Origin of the sequence: Methylophilus sp. 5 (genome assembly GCF_000515275.1) — a bacterium.
GTDB lineage: Bacteria > Pseudomonadota > Gammaproteobacteria > Burkholderiales > Methylophilaceae > Methylophilus.
The window spans coordinates 2,927,645-2,951,142 of record NZ_KI911560.1 but is presented as its reverse complement, the minus strand read 5'-3'; the positions used below and the strand labels follow the sequence as shown (position 1 = coordinate 2,951,142).

Here is a 23,498-nt window from a genome sequence, read left to right as displayed (position 1 = left end):
GGCTCCTGCTTAAATCACCTCAAGCTCGGCGTTTAACGCGCCAGCGGCTTTCATGGCTTGCAAAATCGCCAGTAAGTCTTGTGGCGTGGTGCCAATCGCATTGAGGGCTTTCACCACATCAGACAGGTTGGCGCCGTTATTCAGTTTAAGTACTTTGCCAGGCTCTTTGTTAATGTTGATTTCTGACACTGCAGTCGAGATGGTCTGGCCATTGGAGAACGGGCCAGGCTGGCTAATCACCGGTGACGTATTAATCACCACCGACAGGTTGCCGTGTGAAACAGCACAACTATCCAGCGTGACTGCTTTGTTCATGACCACCGAGCCGGTACGTGCATTGAGGATGATTTTGGCCGGGGTGGCTGCCAATGCCACGTTAATTGTTTCCAGGTTGGCTAAAAATGAGACGCGGCTCATGCTTTCAGGCGGGCGCACCTGAATCACGCGGCCACTTTCGGCTTGTGCCGTCATCGGGCCAAATTTCTTGTTAATGGCTTCAACCACATTATTGGCGGTTGAAAAATCACTTTCTTTTAGCTCGAGTTTGACAATGTCCTGATGCAGCAAGGTGTTTGGCAATGCGCGTTCTACGGTGGCGCCTTCTGAAATACGGCCAACACTTAAATGGTTAATCTGGGTCTGGCTGCCATTGGCGGCCGCGCCTACACCACCCACCACCAGGTTGCCCTGGCCCATAGCATAAATTTGTCCGTCAGCGCCTTTGAGCGGTGTCATCAGCAAGGTGCCGCCACGCAGGCTCTTGGCGTTACCCATGGAGGATACGGTCACATCCAGGGTTTGGCCTGGTTGTGCAAAGGCGGGCAGGGAGCTAGTCACCATTACCGCCGCTACGTTTTTCAATTGCAGGTTGGTGCCAGGCGGCAAGGTAATGCCCATCTGGTTCATCATGCTGATAATACTTTGTACGGTAAACGGCGTTTGCGTCGTCATGTCGCCCGTGCCATCGAGGCCAACCACCAGGCCGTAACCAATCAACTGGTTGGCACGCACGCCTTGAATATTGCTGATATCTTTGATGCGCTCTGCTTGTGCAAACGGTGCGCTGAGCAGCAGGCCGCATGCGAGCAGGCCATAGGCAATCGCGCGCGGTGTGTGCTGAAATAATGTCTGTGTCAGTATGGGCATGATCAAGGCTCCTACAATGGAATCATGCTAAGGAAAAAGCGCGAGAACATGGATAACACCTCAGCGGCATCCATTTTGCTGTTGCTACGATATTCGATGCGGGCATCTGCCACTTTGGTCGAGATCACTTCGTTGCCGATGGTGATCATGTCCGGGTTAACCACGCCGGAAAATCTGACGTACTCGGTGCCTTTGTCAAAGCCAATCTGTTTTTCGCCACTGATCATTAAGTAGCCATTTGGCAGCACATCGACCACGGTGGCGGTGACAGAGCCGCTAAAGGTATTGCTGGCATCTGCAGCTGCTTTGTCTTTAAATGACAGCGCAGAGCTGGCGTTAAAGGCCGCTTTAGGCACGTTATGGCCAAACAAGCCGGTGACAGAGGCGGCTGTAGAGCCGTCTTTGGTTTGCTCGTTGTCAGAGGCTTTGTTGGCGGTGGTGTTTTCTGCAATACGAACGGTCACGATATCGCCGACATAGCGCGGACGGCGATCTTCAAACAATGGGCGAAAGCCTGCACTGTTAAAAATGGCGCCTTCAGTACGCGCGTCAGGGCGTGCCATGGCTACTCGCGGCGTTTCCGGTTTTTGCACAATGGTTGAAGGCGTGATCGAGCAGCCGTTCAGTAATTGAGAAAACGCCAAACAAAGTAGTAAGCTCATGATCGTTCTATTCATCATTTGAGTGACCCTCAAGCAGGGATTACATCTGCGACAGCTTTTGCAGCATCTGGTCCGACGTTGTAATCGCCTTGCTGTTAATTTCATAGGCACGCTGGGTTTGAATCATGCTGACCAGTTCTTCGACCACATTGACGTTGGACGTTTCAACATAGCCTTGCGACAGCAAACCGGCGCCATTGGTGCCTGGCGTATTGGTGTTCGGGTTGCCAGAAGCCGTGGTTTCTACAAACAGGTTTTCACCTTTTGCCTGTAAACCGGCCGGGTTAATAAATGTGGCGACCTGAATCTGGCCAATCTGCGTGGTGGCCGTTGAGTTAGGCGTGGTAATCGAGACCACACCATCGCGCCCGATAGACAGGCTTTGGGCATTGGCAGGAATCGTGATTGCTGGCTGTACCGGGAAACCGCTGGCAGTCACCAGTTGGCCTTGGCTATCCACCTGAAACGAGCCGTCACGGGTGTAAGATGTCGTGCCATCTGGCAGCAATATCTGGAAAAAGCCCTGGCCTTGAATCGCCACGTCTTTATCGTTGCTGGTTTGTTGCAGGTTACCCTGGGTGAAAATACGCTCGGTGGCGACCGGTTTAACACCAGTGCCTAATTGCAAGCCACTCGGCAGCTGGCTCTGTTGTGAGCTTTGCGAACCGACCTGGCGAATGTTCTGGTAGAGCAGGTCTTCAAACACGGCGCGCGACTTTTTAAAGCCGCTGGTGCTGACGTTGGCCAGGTTGTTTGAAATCACGTCCATCTGCATTTGTTGTGCATCCAGACCGGTTTTGGAAATCCATAATGAGCGTATCATCGTTCACTCCTTGGGCTTAAACCCGTTTTCATACTGTAATAGTAGAGCAAGCATTAACCATTCATACTGAAGAGCTGATCTGCTTTTCCAGCGTTGTTTTGCGCGTTTTCAAGCATTTTCATTTGCATTTCAAATTGTCGTGCCAGGCCGATCATATTGACCATGGTTTCTACTACGTTCACGTTGCTGCTTTCCAACGCGCCACCTGCCACTTTGACCGTCGGGTCTAGTGGTGCTGCCTGGCCGTTACTGGTCACAAATAAACCGTCTTCTGCACGTTTGAGTGTGGCGGCTGGCGGGTTTGTGAGTTTGATTCGACCAAGAATAGTGGTGGCGCCAGGGGCTGTGAAGTCATTGACGCTGGAAATCGTGCCGTCACCACCGATACTGACAATCACATTAGGCGGGATGCTGATCGGGCCACCATCACCCATCACATTCAGGCCAGATTCGGTTTGCAGCTGGCCATTTTCATTGACTTTAAGCGAGCCGTTACGGGTATAGCCTTCTGAACCATCTGCACGCTGTACGGCAATCCAGCCGTCACCTTGTACTGCAACATCGAGGTCGCGGCCGGTTTGTTGGATACTGCCTGCCTTGTAGTCGGTGCCTACTGTGGCATCAACGACAAACGCACGGGTTGGCAGGCCGTCACCCAAAATCGGCACAGCTCTAAAACTATCCACCTGGGCTTTAAAGCCAGTGGTAGTCGCGTTTGCCAGGTTATGGGCCGTGGTCGCCTGTTGCTCCAGAATGTGCTTGGCGCCGGTCATTGCGGTATATATCAGACGATCCATAAAGCAGCCCTTATCAAAGAGTTAATGATCAATGATTACTATCTCAGGTTGACCAGTGTCTGCATGACCTGATCTTGCGTTTTGATGGTTTGCGCGTTGGCCTGGTAGATACGCTGTGCGGTAATCATGTTCACCAGCTCTGCCGTCAGGTCTACGTTAGAGTCTTCTACCGCAGAGGATTGCAGTACACCCATGGTGCTGCTGCCAGGTGAACCAATCAGCTCATCGCCAGACTCATAAGAGGCCATCCATTGGTTACCGCCCAATGATTGCAACCCATTTGGGTTAACAAAGTTAGCCAGAATGACGCGACCGAGGTCTTTGGATTGACCATTGGTATAGCGGCCTTGAATAATGCCATCATCACCAATGGTAAAGCTGGCAATACGGCCAGAAGAGTAACCATCCTGGCTCAGCTTGTTCACACTGAAAGAGGAGCCGTACTGAGTGCTTTTTGAATAATCAAAACTGATATTCATCGCTGCGCCACCAGTGGTCGGGGTGAAGGTGATTGGCGTAATGCTTGAGTTGGTCGAGTCATAGCCACCAGCATTAAATACCATAGACGGGGTGGGGGTTGGCGTCACATCGGTGCCATCCACTGTGGTATACACGCCCCAGGTGTTGGCTGCTGTTTTCACATAAAAGTTTTGTACATTGTGCGAGTTGCCCAGGTTGTCATACACCGTAATCGCGGTAGAGTTGGTATAACTGGTTGGGTCCGTTGAGCTAAATGGCGTTACGGTCTGGTCAATGTTGGCACTGGACGAATTCAGGTTCAAGGTGCCACTGATTTTAGTACTTGCTACCGGTTGCAAGTCACTGGTGTCGATCTGGATTTCAACCGGGCTAGAACCATTGAGGTTGTCTGCACTGTTACCCATCAGGCGTTTGCCATCACTGGTCACAATATAGCCGTTTTTGTCCATTTGAAACTGACCATTACGGGTATAAGTGACTGCGCCATTATTGCTCAGGCGGAAAAAGCCGGCGCCGTTAATGGCAACATCCAGCGTGTTGTTGGTGGCCGTAATATTGCCTTGGGTAAACTGCTGGGCAACATCTGAAATTTTGGTACCGATACCAATTTGTGTCGTGCCAGCACCACTCAGGGAGGCGGCGAACACATCGGCAAACTCTGCACGAGACTGTTTAAAGCCAACAGTGTTGGCGTTGGAAACGTTGTTACCAATCACTTCCAGCGCTTTAGACGCTGCGTTTAAACCACTTAAGCCTTGTGAAAAAGCCATGTTATCTCTCCTTGGTAAGGACTAAAAATGTAAGTATTGAAAATTAGAAAATCTCTGAAATATCAGATGCAGACACAGTCGTGTTATTGCTTAAATTCAGTTTGGCGCCACTGGTGCTGGTGGTGACACTCTGTACCTGCGCCAGGCTCAGTGCAGTGCTGGTGACTGTGTTGTCGCCCGTTTTTGCGGTAATTTCATAGCTATAGTCGCCACTTGGTGCGGTGGTGCCATCATCGAGTTTGCCATCCCAGCTCAGTGCGTTGACACCAACATCCTGTTTGCCAAACGTGAGCGTACGTACGGTGGCACCAGAGCCATTTTTAATGGCCACGGACAAGCTGTCAGCCCCGTTAGGCACATTGACGCCGAAATAACCGCCAGTCTCTGTATGCGTGAGCGTTTTACCTTCGACTAATACATTGCGACCTATCATGCTGGTGGCCTGGTAGGCCTGGCCTAATTGCACGCTGCCGATCAGGCTGCTCATGGTTTCATTCAGCTTGTTAATGCCAGTCACCGTATTTAACTGTGCCATCTGGCTGGTCACCTGGGCGTTATCCATCGGGTTTAACGGGTCCTGGTTTTTCATCTGAGTCACCAGCAGGGTCATGAAACGGTCTTGTGTTTCATCGGTGGTACTCGTGCTGCTACGTGTGTTGACTGAGTTTAGTAAATCCTGTGACACTTGGTTGTTGGTATTGACGGTGGTCATGCTGAATGTCCTTTCTGCAGGTTATTGACCGATATTCAATGTTTTAAGCAACATGGTTTTGGCCGCGTTCATGGTTTCCACGTTGTTTTGATACGCGCGTGACGCTGAAATCATGTTCACCATTTCTTCGGTCACGTTGACATTAGGCATGGTGATATAACCATCGCCATTTGCCATTGGGTGTTTAGGGTCGTAGACCATTTTGCCAGGCTTGTCATCTTCAATCACACGGTCAACTTCTACCGTACTGCTCTTGTTCGCAGCGTCCTGTACAGCTTTAAACACCACCTGTTTGGATTGGTAAGGTTTGCCATCCGAGCTCACCACGCTGTCCGCGTTGGCCAAGTTACTGGCCACCGTGTTCAGGCGCAGCGATTGCGCACTCATGGCAGAGCCGGAAATTTTAAATACGTTAAACAGAGACATCACAGACCTCCTTTAATTATTGCTGACCGTTAATGGCGGACAGCATCTTTTTGATCTGGCCGCCTATCATCGTCAGGCTGGCCTCATAACGGATACCGTTATCAACATAAGCATTACGCTCTACATCCATGTCTACCGTGTTGCCGTCGGCCGAGCCTTGCACCACAGAGCGGAACAGCGGGTCACTGGCGCCACTCACATAACCACTGTTACCCATGCCGTTGAGGTGGCCACTATTGGTTTGTTGCAGTGCGCCACCGCTGGCCGGTGTGCCAGCAGAGGCATTCGGCTGCAAGGCTGCCTTCATGGCAGACTGAAAGTCGATGTCACGTGCTTTATATTGCGGCGTGTCTGCATTGGCAATATTCGATGCCAACAACTCTTGACGTTCATTGCGCACGCGCAATGCCGTCTGATGGAAATTCAGTGCGGCGTCCAGTTTGTTTATCATCGTTTATCCTTTCCTGGCTTTTCTCAAGCCTTGCTCAACGAGCCCTGTTTAACAAGGTGTTGCTCGCACCTCTAAAGTTTTGTCTGCTGTGGCCGATAACCCGATTAAGCAGGTCTGCTTTGACACACATGACTTTTACTAGCTATGCCCAGTGTACGCCGCGACCTATGCAATGATTCTCGAATTAAACGGGGGAAATCCCCTTTAATTCCGAAATTAAACCTGCCCTCAATGCGTAGAATAGGGCACATGAAACAACCCAAGCTCCCTGTTGTGATGATCATCGTCGGCCTGTTATGGCTGATGAGCGTTCCTGTGCAAGCGGCAGACCGTGCCGTGATTGCAAACCAGCATGCGCTAGCGTCAGCCGCAGCAGGTAATGATATGCACAGCCGCCTGTATCAAACTGTGATGCAGTATGTACAAAATCAGACTCAAGGGTATCCGGGCAAAGTGAATATTGAGATTCAGCCGCTGGATAGTCGTATCCGCATTGCTGACTGTGCCTTAATGGAAGGCTTTACCGTACAGGGCGCCCGTTTGTGGGGTAAAACCCATATCGGTGTGCGTTGCTTGCAGTCTGACACCAAGCTCTGGACGCTGTATGTGCAGGCCGATGTGCAAGTATGGGGCGAGTATGCTGTGACAGGCTTGCCTGTTGCCCAGGGCTCACCGGTACAAACCACAGATGTCGTCATGCAGTCAGGGGATTTAAGCAAACTGCCAGCGGGCATCATCACTGATCTGACCATGCTGGCTGGCAAACAGGCCACCTTAAATTTGCCATTGGGCACCGTGTTAAGACCAGAGTTGCTTAAGTCTGTGCCGGTGATTATGCAAGGGCAAACTGTACAGTTAAATAGTCGAGGTGATGGCTTTGTCATCTCGGCCGATGGCACCGCCATGCAAACCGCCAATGTGGGTCAGGTGGTTGATGTGAAAGTCAGCAGCGGCCAGATTATAAAAGGCGTTGCGCAGTCTTCTGGTAAGGTAGACATTCGCTTTTAGTCAGATGGACAACGTTTTTTAATTGAAAAATGTCTGAAAATTATAAACATGCGATAAAAAGTATATTAAGCACTAAAGTTCGCTTAAACTATGCCGATAGTACTGTTAACGAATGAGGGTTTTGGCTTTGATAAACCCTGACACAATTCAAAATCAGAAGAGGTACGGCATGAATATTTCAGATTCGATTAAAAAAATGGGTGTTGGCGTAGACAAGCCGACCCTGGATAAAGGCACTGCAAGTAAAGGCAGTGAAAAAGCAGCGAGCACATCGACTGCCTCTTCAGATAATGTGACTTTATCTTCTGCCTCGGTGCAGTTGCAGTCATTAAACGCTGGATCGGCCACTGGTGAAGTGTTTGACACGAATAAAGTCGAAGAAATTAAAGCCGCGATCGCACGTGGTGATTTTTCAGTCGATACCGCTAAAGTGGCGGATGGCTTGCTACAAACCGTGAAAGATTTGATACAACCTAATAAAGGGTGACAATTATGACCACTGCAAATCATTTATCTTCTTCTCCAGTGACGTTTGAAAAAGACGCCGCGCTGGTGTCAACACTGTTGAGTGATTTGCAGTCTGAGCAGTCGGCCTTGGTCACTGCTGACCTGGATGTGATTGAACGCATGGTAGACAAGCGCGTAGAGTTGCTGCAAGCTTTGGGCGCTGCGGCTAACTCTCGTTATGATGCGCTAGCCGCAGCAGGCTTTGAGCCTAACGAGCAAGGCATGTCTGTCTGGTTGCAAAAGCAGTCCAGCCAATTGTTAGATAGCGCCTGGGTCACTTTTCAGCAAGAGCTGACACAAGCCAAAGAACTGAATCGCCTGAATGGCATCCTGATTAACAAGCACTTTTTGCGCAATCAGGAAAAACTGGATGCTTTAAACGGCAAAAGTGCTGCGCCACAGTTTTATGGCAAAAATGGGCACGCCCACCGCGCAAACACCAGCCGCGGCAGTTTTTCAGTCTAAGCACGCATACAGATTTAAAAAGCAACAGCCGAAGGGTTTCCCCTTCGGCTGTTGCTTTTTGTGTGCTAGAAAAAGCATGCCCGGTGCAGGGCGAGCTAACTCAAACCATCTAATGTTTCCCAGCGGGTGAGTTTCTGCAAGACCAACGTTTCAATCTCTGCCAGCCTGTCTTGTAGCTGTTTCACGCGCTCAGGCGCCTGCTTGTAAATATCACCTTGCGCAAACTGGGCTTGAATCCCGGCTTGCTCTTGTTCCAGTTGCTCAATCTCTGCCGGTAGCGATTCCAGTTCACGCTGCTCTTTGAAGCTCAACGTTTTTCGGCTGGTTACCGTTGGTGTGGGTGTGTTCGCTACTGAAGCGGCAGCAGATACTTTTGGCGTAGGCGTTGGTTTGCTCACACGATCCTGGCTAAATCTTAACCAGTCATCGTATCCACCACCAAATTCGGTTAGCTTCCCTTGCCCTTCAAAAGCAATCACTTGAGTGACGGTATTTTCTAGAAATGCCCTGTCATGGCTGACCAGGAAAAGAGTCCCTGAATAATCCTGTAATAGCGTCTCCAATAACTCTAGTGTATCAATATCCAGATCATTGGTTGGCTCATCTAATACCAAGACGTTGGCAGGGCGCGCAAACAGGCGCGCTAACAGTAAACGGTTGCGTTCACCACCGGAAAGTGACTTCACTGGTGAGCGCGAACGTTGTGGTGGGAACAAAAAGTCCTCCAGGTAACTGATCACATGTTTACGTTCATTGCCAATTTCAACAAAGTCTGAGCCCGGGCTAATGGTATCGGCTAAGGTTGCCTCTTCATCTAGCTGCTCACGCATCTGGTCAAAATAAGCGACATTTATTTTTGTGCCGCGCTGAATGTCGCCACTATCTGCTTCAATGTCACCTAAAATAAGTTTCAATAGCGTGGACTTTCCAATGCCGTTTGGCCCTAATAAACCGATTTTATCGCCACGTAAAATACGTGTGCTGAAGCCTTTTATTAATGTTTTGTCGCCATATGACTTATAGACCTGATCCAGCTCTGCAACCAGTTTTCCGCTACGTTGGCCAGCATCCAGGTTAAGCTTGACATCGCCCTGGCGCTCACGTCTTGCTGCACGGTCTAAACGTAGCGCTTCTAATCTTCTCACGCGTCCTTCATTACGGGTACGACGTGCTTTAATCCCCTGGCGGATCCAGACTTCTTCTTGAGCCAAAAATTTATCGAATTTAGCCGCATGGGTTTCTTCAACGGCGAGTAACTCTTCTTTTTTAATTTGATATTGTGAAAAGTTGCCCACAAAATCTGTCAGATTGCCACGGTCAAGTTCGGTGATGCGTGTGGCCAACTTGTCTAAAAAACGGCGATCATGGGTAATAAACAACACACTGCCATTAAATCCCAATAGCAAATCTTCCAGCCACTCGATGGCTTCCAGGTCCAGGTGGTTAGTCGGCTCATCGAGTAATAAAACTTCAGGCTCTGCAACCAGCGCACGCCCAAGCGCGACCCGTTTACGCCAGCCACCGGACAACGTGGAGACCAATACATCTGCATCCAGCTTCAAACGGCTTAGCACGGTTTCAACGCGTGATTGTGCTACCCAGCCATTCTGCGCATCCATTTCATGCTGCAATGCCTGCATGCGTTCCATCAACGCCTCAATATTGGCATCTGGCATGCCCATGTCATGGGTGACCTGATGGTAGTCAATAATGGTTTGTTGCAAACTGCCTAACCCTTCTGCAACAGCTTCAAATACGGTGTGTGTATTATCCAGTTCAGGCTCTTGTGGTACATAGACCACGCGCACGTTTGGCGCACGCCATACGGTGCCATCATCTAGTTTGATGGTGCCGGCAATGGCTTTAAGTAAACTAGATTTACCGGCCCCATTGCGGCCAATCAAGCCAACGCGTTCACCAGGATCTAACTGAAAGGAGGCTTGGGCAAGTAAGGCATGATGACCAAATGCGAGACTGGCATTGTCAAGCGTAATATGAGGCATAAAGGGCGTAGAGCAGCGCTGATTGAAGGGGCCACCATTGTAAACGACATCAAACTATAGAATATGCTTAATACGTAAATATAAAGAAGTTATCAGTGTATGTGTTGTGAAGGTGAGGGCAGGGTATCTAGCGACAGTACGCCACCACGCAAAGAGACATCAGGTGCCGGGCGCGTATCCGGTTGATACTCCTCCACCCAGCGTTGCAAGTCTTGCTTGATTTGCGCCTCTTGCAAGTGTGGAGTATTGGTGAGCCATTCCAGCAGGTTGGCTAACCAGCGCGCGTCTGCACTACGTGCTTGTGCGATGCGTAATTTTTCATGGCTGGTGGGCAAGGTGTTCTCATCATCTGCCAGCAGCTCTTCATAGAGCTTTTCGCCCGGGCGCAAGCCGGTAAATTCAATGCGAATATCCTGCTCTTGCAAGCCTGATAGTTTAATCATGTCGCGCGCCAGGTCAATAATCCTGACCGGTGTGCCCATATCGAGCACAAACACTTCACCGCCATTGCCCATGGTCGCTGCCTGCAACACCAGCTGTGCCGCCTCGGGGATAGACATAAAGTAACGGGTGATTTCGGGATGTGTAATCGTCAGCGGCCCGCCATGTGCAATCTGCTCGCGAAACTTGGGGATCACACTACCGCTACTGCCCAGCACATTACCAAAACGCACCGTGATAAAACGCGTACTGCTATTTTCGGTATGTTGTAATCCCTGGCAAATGAGCTCGGCCAACCGTTTGCTGGCGCCCATCACATTGGTTGGGTTCACTGCTTTGTCGGTAGACACCAACACAAAGGTGGGCACGCCCGCTGCCTGGCAGGCCGCAGCAATCTGATAGGTGCCATACGCATTGTTTTGCAAAGCCTCCACCACGTTAAAGTGTTCCATCATAGGCACATGCTTATAAGCACCTGCATGTAACACCACGTCTGGCTGATGGCTTTGCAAAATACGCTGAATACGTGCCTGATTTTTCACATCTGCCACCAGATAAACCAACTCAGTATTGGTTGGCCACTGGCTAAACTCTTGCTGCAGGGTATACAGCGCATATTCAGAAATATCCAGGCAAATTAACTGCACAGGGTGAAAGCTCAAGATCTGCCGACATAACTCAGAGCCAATCGAGCCAGCAGCACCCGAGACCAGCACCACCTTATTCGCCAGCATACTACTCAGCCCATGTGTATCGAGCTGCACCACATCGCGCCCCAGCAAGTCTTCTACATCAATCTTGCGGATCTGCGACAAACTAATACGACCACTGATCAGGTCCGACATCGCCGGCAAGGTCAACACCTCCATGCCATCTACCTTACGCGCCGCCTCAACCGCCAGGCGCCGTTTTTCATGTCTGCTCCCTGGCATCGCAATCATGCAGTGTTGGCAGCCATGTCGCGCTGCAATCTGCGCCATATCGTCCAAACCACCTTCAACCTTGGTATGCATGATCTCGCGTCCAACCAGCTTATCGCTAGGGTCTATCATCGCCACCACACGCCACTCAGGGTTTTTGCTCAACTCTTTAATCAGGTTAAAAGAAGCGTCCTCTACACCAATCACGATCACAGGCTTGCCTTGCAAAGCAACACCGTTAAACAAGCGGCGCTCTTTCCAGGCACGATAGATAAAACGGCTGCCGCCCATGGTTAACAGTAATAGCATGGGGTTCAGAATGAGTACTGAGCGTGGAATGATGATTGTTGGATGCACCAATAAGGCGAAGGTGGCACTCAGTAATGCTGCAAAAGCCACTGCGCGCATAATGCGTTTTAAGTCAGGTAAGCTGGCAAAACGCCACACGCCTTTGTATAAGCCAAAGCTGTAAAAGCAAATGCTATGAAAAATGAAAATGACTGGCAGGCTTTCCAGTATATAACCGATGAATTTTTCTGGGATATGAAAATTGAAGCGTAGCGCAAACGCCATCCACCATGCAATCATGATCACAATTGCGTCATGAGTGTATGCCAGCAATGATAAAAAACGAGCCAGAAATTTAGGCATGCCTTAACTACCAATCAATTAATGCGTGATGTTATCACGTCTTAACACTTTGATTGCAGTTAATAAAATAATCTTGAAATCCAGCCAAACTGATTGGTGGGCAAGATAATATGCATCTAAAGCCACTTTTTGCGGGATTGGAATTTCATCCCTGCCATTGATTTGTGCCCAGCCTGTTATACCAGGTTTTAATATATGCACTCCGTGCTCTGTGCGCAGACTAACAAGGTCATCTTGGTTAAATAGGGCAGGGCGTGGCCCCACAATCGACATGTCACCTTTAAGTACACTCCATAATTGCGGTAACTCATCCAGACTGGTTTTTCGGATAAAACTGCCAATAGGTGTAAGAAAACTATTGGGATTGCTTTGTTGATTCATTAAATGCGTGGCAATTTGTGGGGTGCCTACACGCATTGAGCGAAATTTAGGCATACTAAACAGCTGGTTGTTTTGACCAACACGCTGACTCCAGTATAAAGCAGGGCCGGTTGAAGTGAGCTTTACCAATACGTAAGTCATCAGCACTAGTGGGCCAAGTAATAACACTGCAATCATGGTTAGCAGGATATCTAATATTCTTTTAATCAACATATATGGTCACAGCGCGTTTAATACCTTCATCCAATTGCAGGATGGGTTTCCAGTCTAATAATTGTTTTGCTTTGCTTACATCTACCTGCAGATTAGCCAAGAGCTGATCACTCAGAGTGCCTTTGCCTAACAGTTTAAAAAAAGTACGCAACCAAGACTCAGGAACGGGCAGTAGCCATGCAGGTCGATTTAACGCTTTTCTAATAATCGTAATGAGTTCGGTTAAAGACACATCCTGATCGTCGGAAATCAGAAACGTCTGATCAGCCGCTGCAGGGTGTTGGCAACAGAGGCTAATAAAATGACACAAATTATCAATACCAACCAAGCTCCGTTTGTTATGGATGGCTCCAAATGGCAACGGGATCGGATATTTGCACAAGGAAAGCAATGTTTTAAAGTTCGCTTTAGGGTTGGGACCATAAACGAGTGGTGGCCGGATAATTGTCAGCGCAGTTTCAGAGGCTTCAAAAAACGCTTTTAATGCCAGCTCAGCTTCCCATTTACTGCGTGCGTAATCATTATGAGGTTTAGGGATGTCCTGTTCAGTAAAAGGATGCGAGCCTGAATGTTTACCATTAACACCAATTGAGCTAATAAATACAAATCTCTTAATCGCAAGTTTTTTTGCTAACTCAGCCACCTTGAGTGTATATCCAATGTTTGCTTCATTAAATGCGTGGTAAGCGTCCTCGCTTGTTTCGCGCAATATATGTGCACGACCAGCCAAATGTATCAGACAGTCATACTTGGTGGTGGCTGTATTTTCATGGGAGCTGTTGCGTTGAATGGCTGTGATATGGTGGCCTTGGTTCGCAAGGTATCGCGTAAGTGATTTTCCAATAAACCCGCTCGCCCCGGTGATAAGAATATTCACGTCAGCTACTCTTTAGGTTTCTGGATAAATTGCCATATGCGATTAAACAGCTTCCCAAATATGAACTTTGCTATCGAGAAGTCAGGGTAGGCGGCTTTGAGTGTATGGATAATCTCTTTATTCTGCGCCCAGATGTTTTTCAGGTTTTTATTTGTTGTACCGCCGGTTCGCATGTTGACTAACACGTTGTCAATATACGCGGTTGTGATATTTTTTTGCTCAATAAACCTGAATAACAGTTCGAAGTCAGCAGCTATTTTATAGCTAAGGTCAAACAAGCCATATTGCTCATAAACTTCTTTTCTCACAAAGAAAGTCGGATGAGCAGGCATCCAACCACTTTTGAATAGCCCTTGTTGATAAGGCCTAGATTTCCAATAACGCACCACACGCGAGGTGTCGTGTTGGTCAACATATACCAGGTTTGCAAAACAGGCCTGTATGTTGGGGTTTTGGAATGCCTCTACGACTTGGGTAAGCACTGTGTTATCGGTATAAAAATCATCAGCATTGAGCAAACCGATGATATCTCCAGTGGCCAGTTTCAGCCCTTTATTCATGCCATCGTAAATACCTTTGTCAGGCTCTGAAATATAGCGTGTGATGCTGTCAGCACTTTTAACAATAGCCATGGTGCTATCACGAGAACCACCGTCTACAATGATATGTTCCTTGTCATTGTATTGCTGCGAGGCTACTGATGTGATGGTGTCTGTGATGGTGTCTGCACTGTTATAGCAGACCGTAATAATAGATATTTTCATTGGGTTTCAAACTAAGTTTTTTTCTAATCTGCTGTTGAGTGGTTTGACTCTAACAACAATATGCTTTGATCAGTAAAGTCGCTATGGAATAAATGTGCGAATTTTTCCAGTTTCTCAGCCGGCCAATCCCACCATGCAATCGAAAGTAGCTTCTGAATCGTAGCGGGATCGAATCTATAGCGAATCAATTTTGCAGGAACTCCACCAACAATTGCATAAGGCTCAACATCTTTATTAACAACAGCGCCAGCAGCAATAACTGCGCCGTGACCTATTTTCACACCATCAAGCACCAGTACACCAGCACCAATCCACACATCGTGACCAATATGAACATCAGCGAGCTCCTGAAAATGATTTTTTTTGCTGAATGTAAAATTAGCTTGTTTTAGCGTAGAAAAAAAAGCGGGGTGTGTCGAAATCCAGTGTGTTGGATGACGTCCAAGGCCACCTACTCTGGTGCCTGGACCAATACTACAAAAATTTCCTATGTGAGAGGATTGAATCCGAGCACCTGCAATGTAAGTGAATCGTCCCAGATCGGAGTTTTTCACAATGCTCCCTGCGTATAGCCTATTAAACCCCCTGAAAGTAGATCTATTGTCAGCGTAGCTGAAAGCCGAGCTTTTAAAGCAACTCAATTTAAATGAATATAAAAGCCGTCTAAAAAAAATCCAAATGAATACGTCAAACATATTTTCTCCACCCATTTGTGAGGCGGTAGACGAAGTTGATATATCGCAGTAATTTTACTTTTCTGTAATATGTAGCCAGTTTCTTTTCTACTTCTTGATCGACCACTACGTGCTCAAGTGAAACGGTTACTGGTTGATTCGAGATTGCACCAGAGAAGGGGTTATATCGCCATTCAGCACAATGAGTCCCAGAGCCATCTATGCCAATATTTCTAACTAAAGAGACACATGGCATAAGCGTTAATTTCTGTTTTAAAAACAAACTGGCATACCAGCGTATATACCAGGAGTTGTTTTTTCCTTTAATCTGGTTTTGGAGCATTTTGACGTAATTGTGCGGACCGTTTTTATTAAATGAACCAAGTGACTTACTTTGCGATAGTTTAGTGAGTAGCGCAGAGCCATCCACATTAAAATCACCCCAAGCTCTACTCCAAGTAGCCCAGCCCCAGCTTTGAGGCATTTTTGAAAGGAATGTTTTATTTTTTTCTGCCAGGTCTATGGGATACATATAGCCAGAGACACTGCTGACCTGAGTTTGAAACTCATATACTGATAGGCCATCATTCATATACTTTAAAAAGTAGGGAGATGTTTCCAGATCGTCTTCTAAAACAATCACTTTGCCATACTGGCGACAAAGCTGGGTCACGCCATCAATAATTGAATTTGCGAGCCCCCAGTTTTCTTCTCTTTCAATAATCGTAATGGTCTGAAACCCTGAAATTTGACGGACATACGCCCTGACTTCGCTAACAGCGTTTTGAGCATCTAGATTTTTTGCGGCATCTGAAAAAATATAAAGGTCAGACTGAGCACACTCAGGATTTTTTAACAGTGCTTGTACTGTTTCCAGTGTGTGCTGCGGGCGATTGTAAACAAAAAGGGCAATAGGAGCGTAATTCAAAGTTTTGTACTCATTGTGAGATCGTTACTGTTAACTGATTTTTCTTATTAAGATTTTAACAGGGATGCCATTGAAAAGTGATCGTATGCCTGAGCATGTTATTCGATCATTTTCCTTTGAGAAACTCTCTTATTGTTTTAAACCATTGTTGATTAAAGTAAAAACTTAGAACTAGGTAAGAAATAGAGCAAATTAATAAGCTAAATATTATCCTCAAAAGTGGAGCAGTGATAAACATAACGCTCAAATAACTGATCACTACAGCGCAGACTGACGTTAGTAGAGGTTTCAGTAAAAGGAGGGAGTATTCTATAAAAGTGATGCCCGAGAGCGGTCTGACCAAGAAAAACCAATTGGGCCAATAACCTATCAATCCCAGAAGCACCATGGATGTTGCCATGCCCGTTGCACCATAGTGACTGCCTAACCAAATCGCAGGTGGGGTGATAAACAGCCATGTCAGGTTCCATTTAAAACTGAGGTCTGCGCGGCCTTTAGCCATCAATAAGCTCCCCACCGGATTACCTGTAGATCTTAGTAGTGCCCATTCTGCAAAGATTTGCATTAACGAGATGGTCGAGGTCCAACTCTCACCCAGATACAAAGCGACCACTTCTGGGGCAAAAAAGATCAAAAAGATGTATATCGGAAAATTGATCGATGCCGTCATGAGCATCGTCTGTAAATAGATGCGTTTCAGCAAAGCTGGGTCATTTTGCGCTTGCGCCATTACAGGCAGGCCTACTTGCGTCACAATCGGGTTAACAATCATGGCGATATTCAAGTTAAGGCTTTTGGCGATGCTATATTGGCCAATGGCCTGCGCTGACATCATTTTGCCCCCCAGTAAAACATCAATTTGTGAGTTGAATGAGTTGGCAAGGTTGTTAGCCATCATATAGCCGCCAAATTGCAAGAATTCACGAATTTCGCTCAGCTTTAGTCTTATTAGTGGTCTCCAGCCATCTGATAAATAGATCCATGACAACAAGCTACTTAATACTGAGGTGATTAATGCACCAATGAGTAAAGAATAAACCCCAAACCCAACAAATGCGGAGGTGATGGCAGATATAAAGCCTAAAAGTGCCGCTGATACATCCACTTTGGCCAGAGGCGAAAAATTGAGGCTTTTCTGTGCTTTTAAGCGTAGCTGTAGGCCAATAGAGCTCGCTATCATTGCCAGCGCAGCCAATGTAATTAAGGTATCCAGATTTGGCTGTTCATACCATGTTGCCAGCAGCCCGCTAAACAGCACGAGAGTTATCGCTAATAAAGATGTGACACAAACATTGAGCCAATACAGGCTTGATTGCTGGGTGTTAGAAATGTTCTGGTGATGAATAATCGCATTACTGATGCCAGCATCTGCGAAAATCTGCAAGAAAGCCATGATGGACGTCACGATAGCAGCAAGGCCAAAATCCGCAGGCGTTAATACTCTGGCTAAAATGGCAATCTGAGCAAATTGCAAAAATGCTCTGGTAAACAACGAGAATGAGGTCCACCTGATGGCAGAAAATGCTTGTTTCTTGAGCGTCATTTGACCAATGGTTTTTTGGCTGTTACAAAATAACCTATTGTTTCCGCGCTCCAATCGGAGTCTAGTTTGTCCAGATGCGGGGCAATCATTTGACCGACATACCAAAAAGGCATGCAAGCAATCATAAAGAGTCTTTTAAGCAAACGAGGGCCGCGAATAACTCGCAAGCTAAAATAGTTAAACTTTAAAAACCACATGCTAAAAAAACCGGATTGCGGCTCAACCGCAATATCAATAAAGCCAGCCTTTTCTAATAGATACTTAAGACCATAGGGGGTATATCTAAAGAAATCGTATGGTACCTCATGCAACCACCATTGCCATGGCACCTGCATCACGAAGTTTCCACCAGGTTTTAGAATGCGGTTAGCCTCGTTGAGCATTGTTTGTGGCTCGCGCAGGTGCTCCATGACTGACATAGAGATAACAGTGTCGGCAACTTCTGAGTCGATAGGGAGTTCAAGATTGAGGTCGGCGCTAATATCCGCATGCGTGTTATGGTAGCTGCCAGTCCAGTCGACCCCTATGTACCTCTCGGCATAACTAAGAAAAAACTCCTTATGAGGAGCTTCGCCACAGCCCAGGTCGTAGAGTTGACCTTTGTATTTGTCGGTATGCTTTTTTAGAAAGCGATCACCGATATCATAAGCTAACCAGTTGTAAACGCGGCGATTGGAGTGCTTGCCGCTAATCTTTTTCATAAAAACTCACAACACTTTTGACTACATGGTTCAATGAATCTTGGTCAAGATTAAGCCACATGGGCAACCTAATCAGTCGCTCGCTCTCTGTAGTTGTGAACTGATCTGCACCATCGAATCGGGAAAACTCTTTCCCAGCGGGCGCATTATGTAGTGGTACATAATGAAAAACTGCATTTACACCCTCACGTTTTAAATGAGATAGTAATTCAGTTCTTTGTACCAGACTCTGAGTTTTAAGATAAAACATATGGCCATTATGTTGGCAATGTTCAGGAACGATCGGAAGTTCGAACTTTTTCTGCGTTGCTAAGTAACTTAGTTGTTCGTAGTATTTGTTCCAACTTACCAGCCTGTTCTCAGTGATTTGGTTTGCTTGCTCTAATTGTGCCCAAAGGTAGGCCGCTTGTATCTCGCTCGGCAGATAGCTACTGCCAATATCTACCCAAGTATATTTGTCGACCATGCCACGAAAGAACTGGCTGCGATTCGTACCTTTTTCCCGAATAATCTCTGCACGTGCAACAAATTGCGGATCGTTAATAATGAGTAACCCACCTTCGCCGCCACTGGTGAAGTTTTTAGTTTCATGAAAGCTGAACGCTGCTAAATGACCAATCGAGCCTAGTTGTTTACCTTTGTAGGTCGACATCATGCCTTGGGCTGCATCTTCTACCACATACAATTTGTGTCGATTAGCAATATCCATGATGACATCCATGTCGCAGCCAACACCTGCATAATGCACTGGCACAATCGCTTTAGTCTTCGGGGTAATTGCAGCTTCGATCAAACGCTCGTCTATATTCAAGGTGTCAGGCCTAATATCAACGAATACAACCTTAGCACCACGTATGACGAAGGCATTTGCTGTGCTCACAAACGTGTAGCTAGGCATAATGACTTCATCTCCAGGTTGAATGTCCAGAAGAATGGCAGCCATTTCAAGTGCTTGGGTACAGGAGGGGGTCAGTAACGCTTTTGAACATGCCAAATGTATCTCAAACCACGACTGACATTTTTCTCCATATTGTCCATCGCCAGATAGCTTTTCGCCTTGTAATGCGTCAGCAATATATTTTTGCTCATTACCTGTCAAGGGTGGTTTATTAAATCCAACGTTCATTTTTTAAAGCTTTTCATAAAACTAGGGGCATTTGGCCCGACATTAAAAATCAAGTCTAAAACACTGACGCCATGCTCAAATGAGCCAAACATCTGGGGGTATTCCGGATAGTCAGAGTAATCCATCCACTCCACTTTAATGCCCATTTCATCAGCAATATCTTCATTAAAGTAATCTTTCGCGGCTGGTCCGCTAATATAGCAGTCTGCGCCTGCCTGCCTGCAGATACCTAAAAGCTTTTCGGTTTGTCCTTCTTCCAGAATAAACTCGCTAGACCACGAAAGCTTGGTGGTGATGCCAAGAATGTCATTTATTATCTGAATTAACTTGAAGTTCACTTGGCTTAGGTACTCTTCATTCATCGACACATACATGTCTTCAAAGCGCGCACTATATTGCTTAAAGTAAGGTGCTTTTGAATAACACTGTTTGATACTAGACCAGTGTTGTTTGGCCCAGTCTGGATCAGAAATGCGTGTTTCATTAATTTTCTGAAAGTATTTACCTTTAACTTCAACAGGTATTGTAAGCCATGCTGGGCCTTGAGGCATTTTGATTTTGTTGCGATTACGCCAGTCTCTACGCGTATATTGCATATCATCATACAAAACAAATTCATCTACGCTATTAATTAAATCAAAATAGCCTTTCCAGGGAATGTAATTTGATTGAACAATTGCTACTTTTTTCATGCATTTTCCAATACTGCGAGCCCAAATCCTGTTTTTCCGTACCCATTGCCGTTGTAGAGCATATACCTGGTATTTTCATGGTCGAACACATATGGATAGCAGGTCATTTCGGCATCCCAACCTTCAGCCTCTGTGTCTAAACCATTAATTTCGGGATGTCTGAACCAATGTTTTCCATCTTCAGACTCTGCATATCGAATGCGATATGTCTGTATGCCTTTAGATGCACGCGAAGAAAACCACATTTTATAAAGTCCATTTTTTTCTTTTATTACTCTTGGGACGGAAATCGCGTATTCAAAATCATCAGCAAAGTCTATTGCGACAATGCCTTCTCTATTCCAGCTGATACCGTCACTAGATTCAGCATATTTTATGTGATACTTGTGAGTGACTTTCCCTGTATGGTCGTGAAACCAGCCTGTACATGAAAGATACCAAATCTTGAAGATACCTTCATCGTACATAACGCAATTGCTTGCTACGAAGTGAGGCTCATCTTTTGTTCGATCCAAGATAGGGCCTGCGAAAGGTTTTCTGAAGGTTAAGCCATTATCTAAGGACTCTGCGATGCCAATTGCATTTCTAAACGGGACGGTTTTTCCAAGATTCCATCCAATGTAATACATTCTTTTGATGCCATTGATATCTATAATATCTGAACCCATTACACCACTGTCATCGAAACAACCAATATCCCCTTTGGATAATACTGGTTGTTCAGATATTGCAAGGATATTTAATGTGTATAAATTGAATATCACGAAGCCAATAGATGACTCTTGATCACTGTTTCTTGTGCTAAAAAAAACTTTGATGTTGTCGCCATCAATTGATTCAACAAATGGAACCGATGCATGGGAAATCATCCAAGGAAAGTTACTTTTTGGCTCAAAAACTTGGCCTAATTTTTTCCAGGCTTGCATTAAGTTAAATGCCTTTAAGCCGCGAGCTTGGAACTCTCGAGCGTTCAGTTGATACGCCCATATAAACGCCATCTGGTAGAGCATCACTTAATAGCAAAACACCTGCCCCAATAACGCATTTATCCCCGATTACTATATGGTCTCTTAATGTTGCATTTACCCCGACAAAACATTGCTCTCCAATCTCAACGCCACCAGAAATAACGGCATGAGAGGCAATAAATGTATGGTCTTTGATTTTTGAGTGGTGCCCGATATGATTGCCACTCCATAAAGTAACGTTATTTCCAATAACAACAAATGGTTGAATAGTATTGTCTTCTAAAATGAAACAGTTCTCACCAATGAGACCATCGTTGAGTACGGTCGCCTTAGTACTGATATAGTTTCCTAATGAGTAACCCATTGATTTTGCGGCTAAGTATTTTTCTTTTCTAACTGCATTCAATTTCGAATAACTAAGGGCAATGAACATGTCATATTTATCAGGAGGATAGTGCGAAACAATATCTTCAAATGCTACGACAGGATGTTCAAGGAAAATGTTGCTTTCTAAAAATTGACCGTCAACCGTGAAAGCTGCTACTTCATATTCAGAATCGGAAGTAAAGTAATAATGAGCTAGCTGAGCGATATCGCCAGTACCGAAAATAATCAACTTCTTCATAATTGTTTCCTCACCAAAATAGTGAACTCATATAAACCATAATCATGGATTAAGGATACATGCCTAGAGTATTTTCGTTTGCATAGATCAAAAAACTGGCATGGGTCGGCGTAGTAAAGATAGTCACGCATTTTATCTTTATCTGAGTAAGAGGTGAGACAATTAAACGCAAAACCCACCTTACTTGTATCACTTAGAACATCTAGCGTTTGTTCTATGTAAGATAGCCACTCAGCATCTGAGTTTTCCATGCGAACATTAAATATCCCACTTGCAACGCCAAAATCGGCTACTAGGTTTGGCGTGCTAGCGCAGGAAAAAATTGCATTATTTTGGTCTCTATACCGCAACTCTGCGGCCCGGATCATGGCTTCCGAAATGTCTATGCCGTAATAGTTAAATTTAGAATTCTGTTCTAGCAAATACTCATAAAGTGCCCCATATCCGCACCCAATATCATTAATAGAGAATTCTCCATTAATATCGATTAATTTTGTTAGTTGTTGGAAGCGCAAAACTTGGCCATCTTTCCCATTCCAGTCAACACCTTGAGGGGTATCGCCATGAGCTGTTATTTTGGAGGTGTAGTATTCTGCAACTTCAGAAAAAATTTTGTTTTTCAAAATCATTCAATCCAGGTTTTTAGAGTTTCAACTAAGCTATCTTTTGAAAATGAGTTCTTTACGCTTTGTATATTAAGACGTTGTGTTGTGCTGTCGAGTAAGTCAATATTTAAGTTTTCATTAGTATCGAATACCTTAATGTCGTACTCCTTAAATACATCACTCAGTGTTGACTCGGAATTAATATAAACTTTTTTCCCGAGTCCTAGTAACGTTATCGCATTACCAAAGGCTTGCTGCCTTTTGTGATTGAAAATGGCTATATCAATACTGGCTAGAAAAGCTAAGTATTCATTAAATGGCATTAACTCTTTTAGTGGGCGGAGTTTATCGCCAAAGAGTTCATATCCTTTGTTTATGACAAGGCTAGCATACTTCATATCCCCATAAGATAACGGTACAAACAGTTGGATATTTCTGTCCCTGAATGGAATAAGCTTCTCAAAAATAAGTAAATGTTGGTTCGATGGGTCAGCTGAGTTGCCTACCTGAATATTGATAGTAGAGTGGGCGTCATCATCAATATCATAGTGTTTATATGTATTGCTGGGATAATTAAAGCACTTAATATGAGCACCAGTGGCACCATACCATTTTCTTGCTAAAACAACGTCTCCAGTGGTTCCATTAACCAAAAATCCTAAACGCTTGATAATGTGTTTGCGAATTTTTTCGTATATACGTGCTTTAAAGGTAATCTTGGGAGCCTGGAAATGATATAAATCGCCCCCCCACATAATCCAGTAGCACTTTTTTAGCAGCCAAGGCTGTAGAAATAGTAACGATACAACTATCGGATTGAAGAGGCTGTGTAAGATGATTTTTTTTGATGAATTCATTTTCAAAATCAGCTCAAATATCTGATAAGCGTGATTGATATGAATGACATTTTTATCTAACTTGGTAGGGAAAGTTTGCAGGTTTCCAAACAGTAAAAAATCATGTTTTGAGAATGAAAAGTTTTCTTTAACTAGGTCGATGAACGGCGGGATAAATTTATCTAGCCTGCAAATGTGTAATGTTTCATTATTTTGCATTGAGCTGGTTCCTGCCTGAGTATGGCTACCTGTTTGTGCTTCTGCGAAAGAGGCCGACGCTTAAGGTCTATGGAGCATTAAATT

General features: G+C 45.7%; 26 protein-coding genes. 3 read left to right on the top strand and 23 right to left on the bottom strand.

Annotation, left to right across the window (positions count from 1 at the left end):
- Nucleotides 1-9: 9 nt before the first annotated feature.
- The 8 genes from METH5_RS0114270 to flgB are packed head-to-tail and all read right to left on the bottom strand — an operon-like array spanning nucleotide 10 to nucleotide 6,267.
- Entirely contained in the window at nucleotides 10-1,146 is a 1,137-nt protein-coding gene (locus tag METH5_RS0114270) for a flagellar basal body P-ring protein FlgI (protein WP_029149145.1), read from the bottom strand.
- Nucleotides 1,147-1,157: 11 nt separating this feature from the next.
- A complete protein-coding gene (locus METH5_RS0114265; RefSeq protein WP_036308003.1) occupies nucleotides 1,158-1,808 on the bottom strand; it encodes a flagellar basal body L-ring protein FlgH in 651 nt (216 codons plus the stop codon).
- 40 nt (nucleotides 1,809-1,848) lie between these two features.
- On the bottom strand, nucleotides 1,849-2,631 hold the full coding sequence (gene flgG / locus METH5_RS0114260) for a flagellar basal-body rod protein FlgG (RefSeq protein ID WP_029149143.1): 783 nt from the start codon (nucleotides 2,629-2,631) through the stop codon (nucleotides 1,849-1,851).
- 53 nt (nucleotides 2,632-2,684) lie between these two features.
- Nucleotides 2,685-3,428 (bottom strand): flagellar basal-body rod protein FlgF, encoded by a 744-nt coding sequence (flgF, locus tag METH5_RS0114255; RefSeq protein ID WP_029149142.1) that lies wholly within the window; start codon nucleotides 3,426-3,428, stop codon nucleotides 2,685-2,687.
- Between the two features lie 38 nt (nucleotides 3,429-3,466).
- Nucleotides 3,467-4,678: a flagellar hook protein FlgE gene (flgE, locus tag METH5_RS0114250; RefSeq protein WP_029149141.1), complete on the bottom strand. Its 1,212-nt coding sequence runs from the start codon at nucleotides 4,676-4,678 to the stop codon at nucleotides 3,467-3,469.
- A gap of 43 nt (nucleotides 4,679-4,721) precedes the next feature.
- Nucleotides 4,722-5,390, bottom strand: a complete 669-nt coding sequence (locus METH5_RS0114245) for a flagellar hook assembly protein FlgD (protein ID WP_029149140.1) — start codon at nucleotides 5,388-5,390, stop codon at nucleotides 4,722-4,724.
- A gap of 21 nt (nucleotides 5,391-5,411) precedes the next feature.
- Nucleotides 5,412-5,816 carry a flagellar basal body rod protein FlgC gene (gene flgC, locus METH5_RS0114240; protein WP_029149139.1) on the bottom strand — a complete coding sequence of 135 codons (405 nt, stop codon included), beginning with the start codon at nucleotides 5,814-5,816 and terminating at the stop codon, nucleotides 5,412-5,414.
- A gap of 16 nt (nucleotides 5,817-5,832) precedes the next feature.
- Nucleotides 5,833-6,267: a flagellar basal body rod protein FlgB gene (gene flgB / locus METH5_RS0114235; RefSeq protein ID WP_029149138.1), complete on the bottom strand. Its 435-nt coding sequence runs from the start codon at nucleotides 6,265-6,267 to the stop codon at nucleotides 5,833-5,835.
- Nucleotides 6,268-6,516: 249 nt separating this feature from the next.
- On the opposite strand from flgB, the gene flgA reads away from it, so the two are divergent.
- The 3 genes from flgA (at nucleotide 6,517) to METH5_RS0114220 (ending at nucleotide 8,247) form a co-directional block, all read left to right on the top strand.
- Nucleotides 6,517-7,275 carry a flagellar basal body P-ring formation chaperone FlgA gene (gene flgA / locus METH5_RS0114230; RefSeq protein ID WP_029149137.1) on the top strand — a complete coding sequence of 253 codons (759 nt, stop codon included), beginning with the start codon at nucleotides 6,517-6,519 and terminating at the stop codon, nucleotides 7,273-7,275.
- A gap of 169 nt (nucleotides 7,276-7,444) precedes the next feature.
- The gene (gene flgM / locus METH5_RS0114225; protein ID WP_029149136.1) at nucleotides 7,445-7,762 is read left to right on the top strand and encodes a flagellar biosynthesis anti-sigma factor FlgM; all 318 of its coding nucleotides are present in this window, start codon (nucleotides 7,445-7,447) and stop codon (nucleotides 7,760-7,762) included.
- A 5-nt stretch (nucleotides 7,763-7,767) separates the two neighbouring features.
- Nucleotides 7,768-8,247, top strand: coding sequence for a flagella synthesis protein FlgN (locus METH5_RS0114220; protein WP_029149135.1), 480 nt, complete (start codon nucleotides 7,768-7,770; stop codon nucleotides 8,245-8,247).
- Between the two features lie 95 nt (nucleotides 8,248-8,342).
- Here the strand turns inward: METH5_RS0114220 and METH5_RS0114215 are convergent, their stop codons facing one another.
- The 15 genes from METH5_RS0114215 to METH5_RS0114145 form a co-directional block, all read right to left on the bottom strand.
- Nucleotides 8,343-10,250, bottom strand: coding sequence for an ATP-binding cassette domain-containing protein (locus tag METH5_RS0114215; protein WP_029149134.1), 1,908 nt, complete (start codon nucleotides 10,248-10,250; stop codon nucleotides 8,343-8,345).
- Nucleotides 10,251-10,342: 92 nt separating this feature from the next.
- On the bottom strand, nucleotides 10,343-12,262 hold the full coding sequence (locus METH5_RS0114210; RefSeq protein ID WP_029149133.1) for a nucleoside-diphosphate sugar epimerase/dehydratase: 1,920 nt from the start codon (nucleotides 12,260-12,262) through the stop codon (nucleotides 10,343-10,345).
- Nucleotides 12,263-12,280: 18 nt separating this feature from the next.
- Entirely contained in the window at nucleotides 12,281-12,856 is a 576-nt protein-coding gene (locus METH5_RS0114205; protein WP_036307999.1) for a sugar transferase, read from the bottom strand.
- The gene (locus METH5_RS0114200) at nucleotides 12,846-13,733 is read right to left on the bottom strand and encodes an NAD-dependent epimerase/dehydratase family protein (RefSeq protein WP_029149131.1); all 888 of its coding nucleotides are present in this window, start codon (nucleotides 13,731-13,733) and stop codon (nucleotides 12,846-12,848) included. Before METH5_RS0114200 ends, METH5_RS0114205 begins: the two co-directional genes overlap by 11 nt.
- A gap of 5 nt (nucleotides 13,734-13,738) precedes the next feature.
- Nucleotides 13,739-14,497, bottom strand: a complete 759-nt coding sequence (locus METH5_RS0114195) for a glycosyltransferase family 2 protein (RefSeq protein WP_029149130.1) — start codon at nucleotides 14,495-14,497, stop codon at nucleotides 13,739-13,741.
- A 23-nt stretch (nucleotides 14,498-14,520) separates the two neighbouring features.
- Nucleotides 14,521-15,192, bottom strand: a complete 672-nt coding sequence (locus METH5_RS0114190; protein ID WP_036307995.1) for a CatB-related O-acetyltransferase — start codon at nucleotides 15,190-15,192, stop codon at nucleotides 14,521-14,523.
- Nucleotides 15,185-16,099, bottom strand: a complete 915-nt coding sequence (locus METH5_RS15120; protein WP_036307993.1) for a glycosyltransferase — start codon at nucleotides 16,097-16,099, stop codon at nucleotides 15,185-15,187. Before METH5_RS15120 ends, METH5_RS0114190 begins: the two co-directional genes overlap by 8 nt.
- Nucleotides 16,100-16,205: 106 nt before the next feature.
- Entirely contained in the window at nucleotides 16,206-17,642 is a 1,437-nt protein-coding gene (locus METH5_RS0114180; protein ID WP_029149128.1) for an MOP flippase family protein, read from the bottom strand.
- Nucleotides 17,639-18,343: a class I SAM-dependent methyltransferase gene (locus METH5_RS0114175; RefSeq protein ID WP_029149127.1), complete on the bottom strand. Its 705-nt coding sequence runs from the start codon at nucleotides 18,341-18,343 to the stop codon at nucleotides 17,639-17,641. The genes METH5_RS0114180 and METH5_RS0114175 overlap by 4 nt, the downstream gene beginning before the upstream one ends.
- Nucleotides 18,330-19,469, bottom strand: a complete 1,140-nt coding sequence (gene rffA, locus METH5_RS0114170; RefSeq protein ID WP_029149126.1) for a dTDP-4-amino-4,6-dideoxygalactose transaminase — start codon at nucleotides 19,467-19,469, stop codon at nucleotides 18,330-18,332. The genes METH5_RS0114175 and rffA overlap by 14 nt, the downstream gene beginning before the upstream one ends.
- Nucleotides 19,466-20,161, bottom strand: coding sequence for a WbqC family protein (locus METH5_RS0114165; RefSeq protein WP_029149125.1), 696 nt, complete (start codon nucleotides 20,159-20,161; stop codon nucleotides 19,466-19,468). Before METH5_RS0114165 ends, rffA begins: the two co-directional genes overlap by 4 nt.
- Nucleotides 20,158-21,087: a hypothetical protein gene (locus METH5_RS0114160; protein ID WP_029149124.1), complete on the bottom strand. Its 930-nt coding sequence runs from the start codon at nucleotides 21,085-21,087 to the stop codon at nucleotides 20,158-20,160. Before METH5_RS0114160 ends, METH5_RS0114165 begins: the two co-directional genes overlap by 4 nt.
- A gap of 4 nt (nucleotides 21,088-21,091) precedes the next feature.
- Nucleotides 21,092-21,754 carry an acetyltransferase gene (locus tag METH5_RS0114155; protein ID WP_036307990.1) on the bottom strand — a complete coding sequence of 221 codons (663 nt, stop codon included), beginning with the start codon at nucleotides 21,752-21,754 and terminating at the stop codon, nucleotides 21,092-21,094.
- Nucleotides 21,751-22,383, bottom strand: coding sequence for a class I SAM-dependent methyltransferase (locus METH5_RS0114150; protein WP_036307987.1), 633 nt, complete (start codon nucleotides 22,381-22,383; stop codon nucleotides 21,751-21,753). The genes METH5_RS0114155 and METH5_RS0114150 overlap by 4 nt, the downstream gene beginning before the upstream one ends.
- On the bottom strand, nucleotides 22,380-23,414 hold the full coding sequence (locus METH5_RS0114145; protein WP_029149121.1) for a TDP-N-acetylfucosamine:lipid II N-acetylfucosaminyltransferase: 1,035 nt from the start codon (nucleotides 23,412-23,414) through the stop codon (nucleotides 22,380-22,382). Before METH5_RS0114145 ends, METH5_RS0114150 begins: the two co-directional genes overlap by 4 nt.
- Nucleotides 23,415-23,498 lie beyond the last annotated feature (84 nt).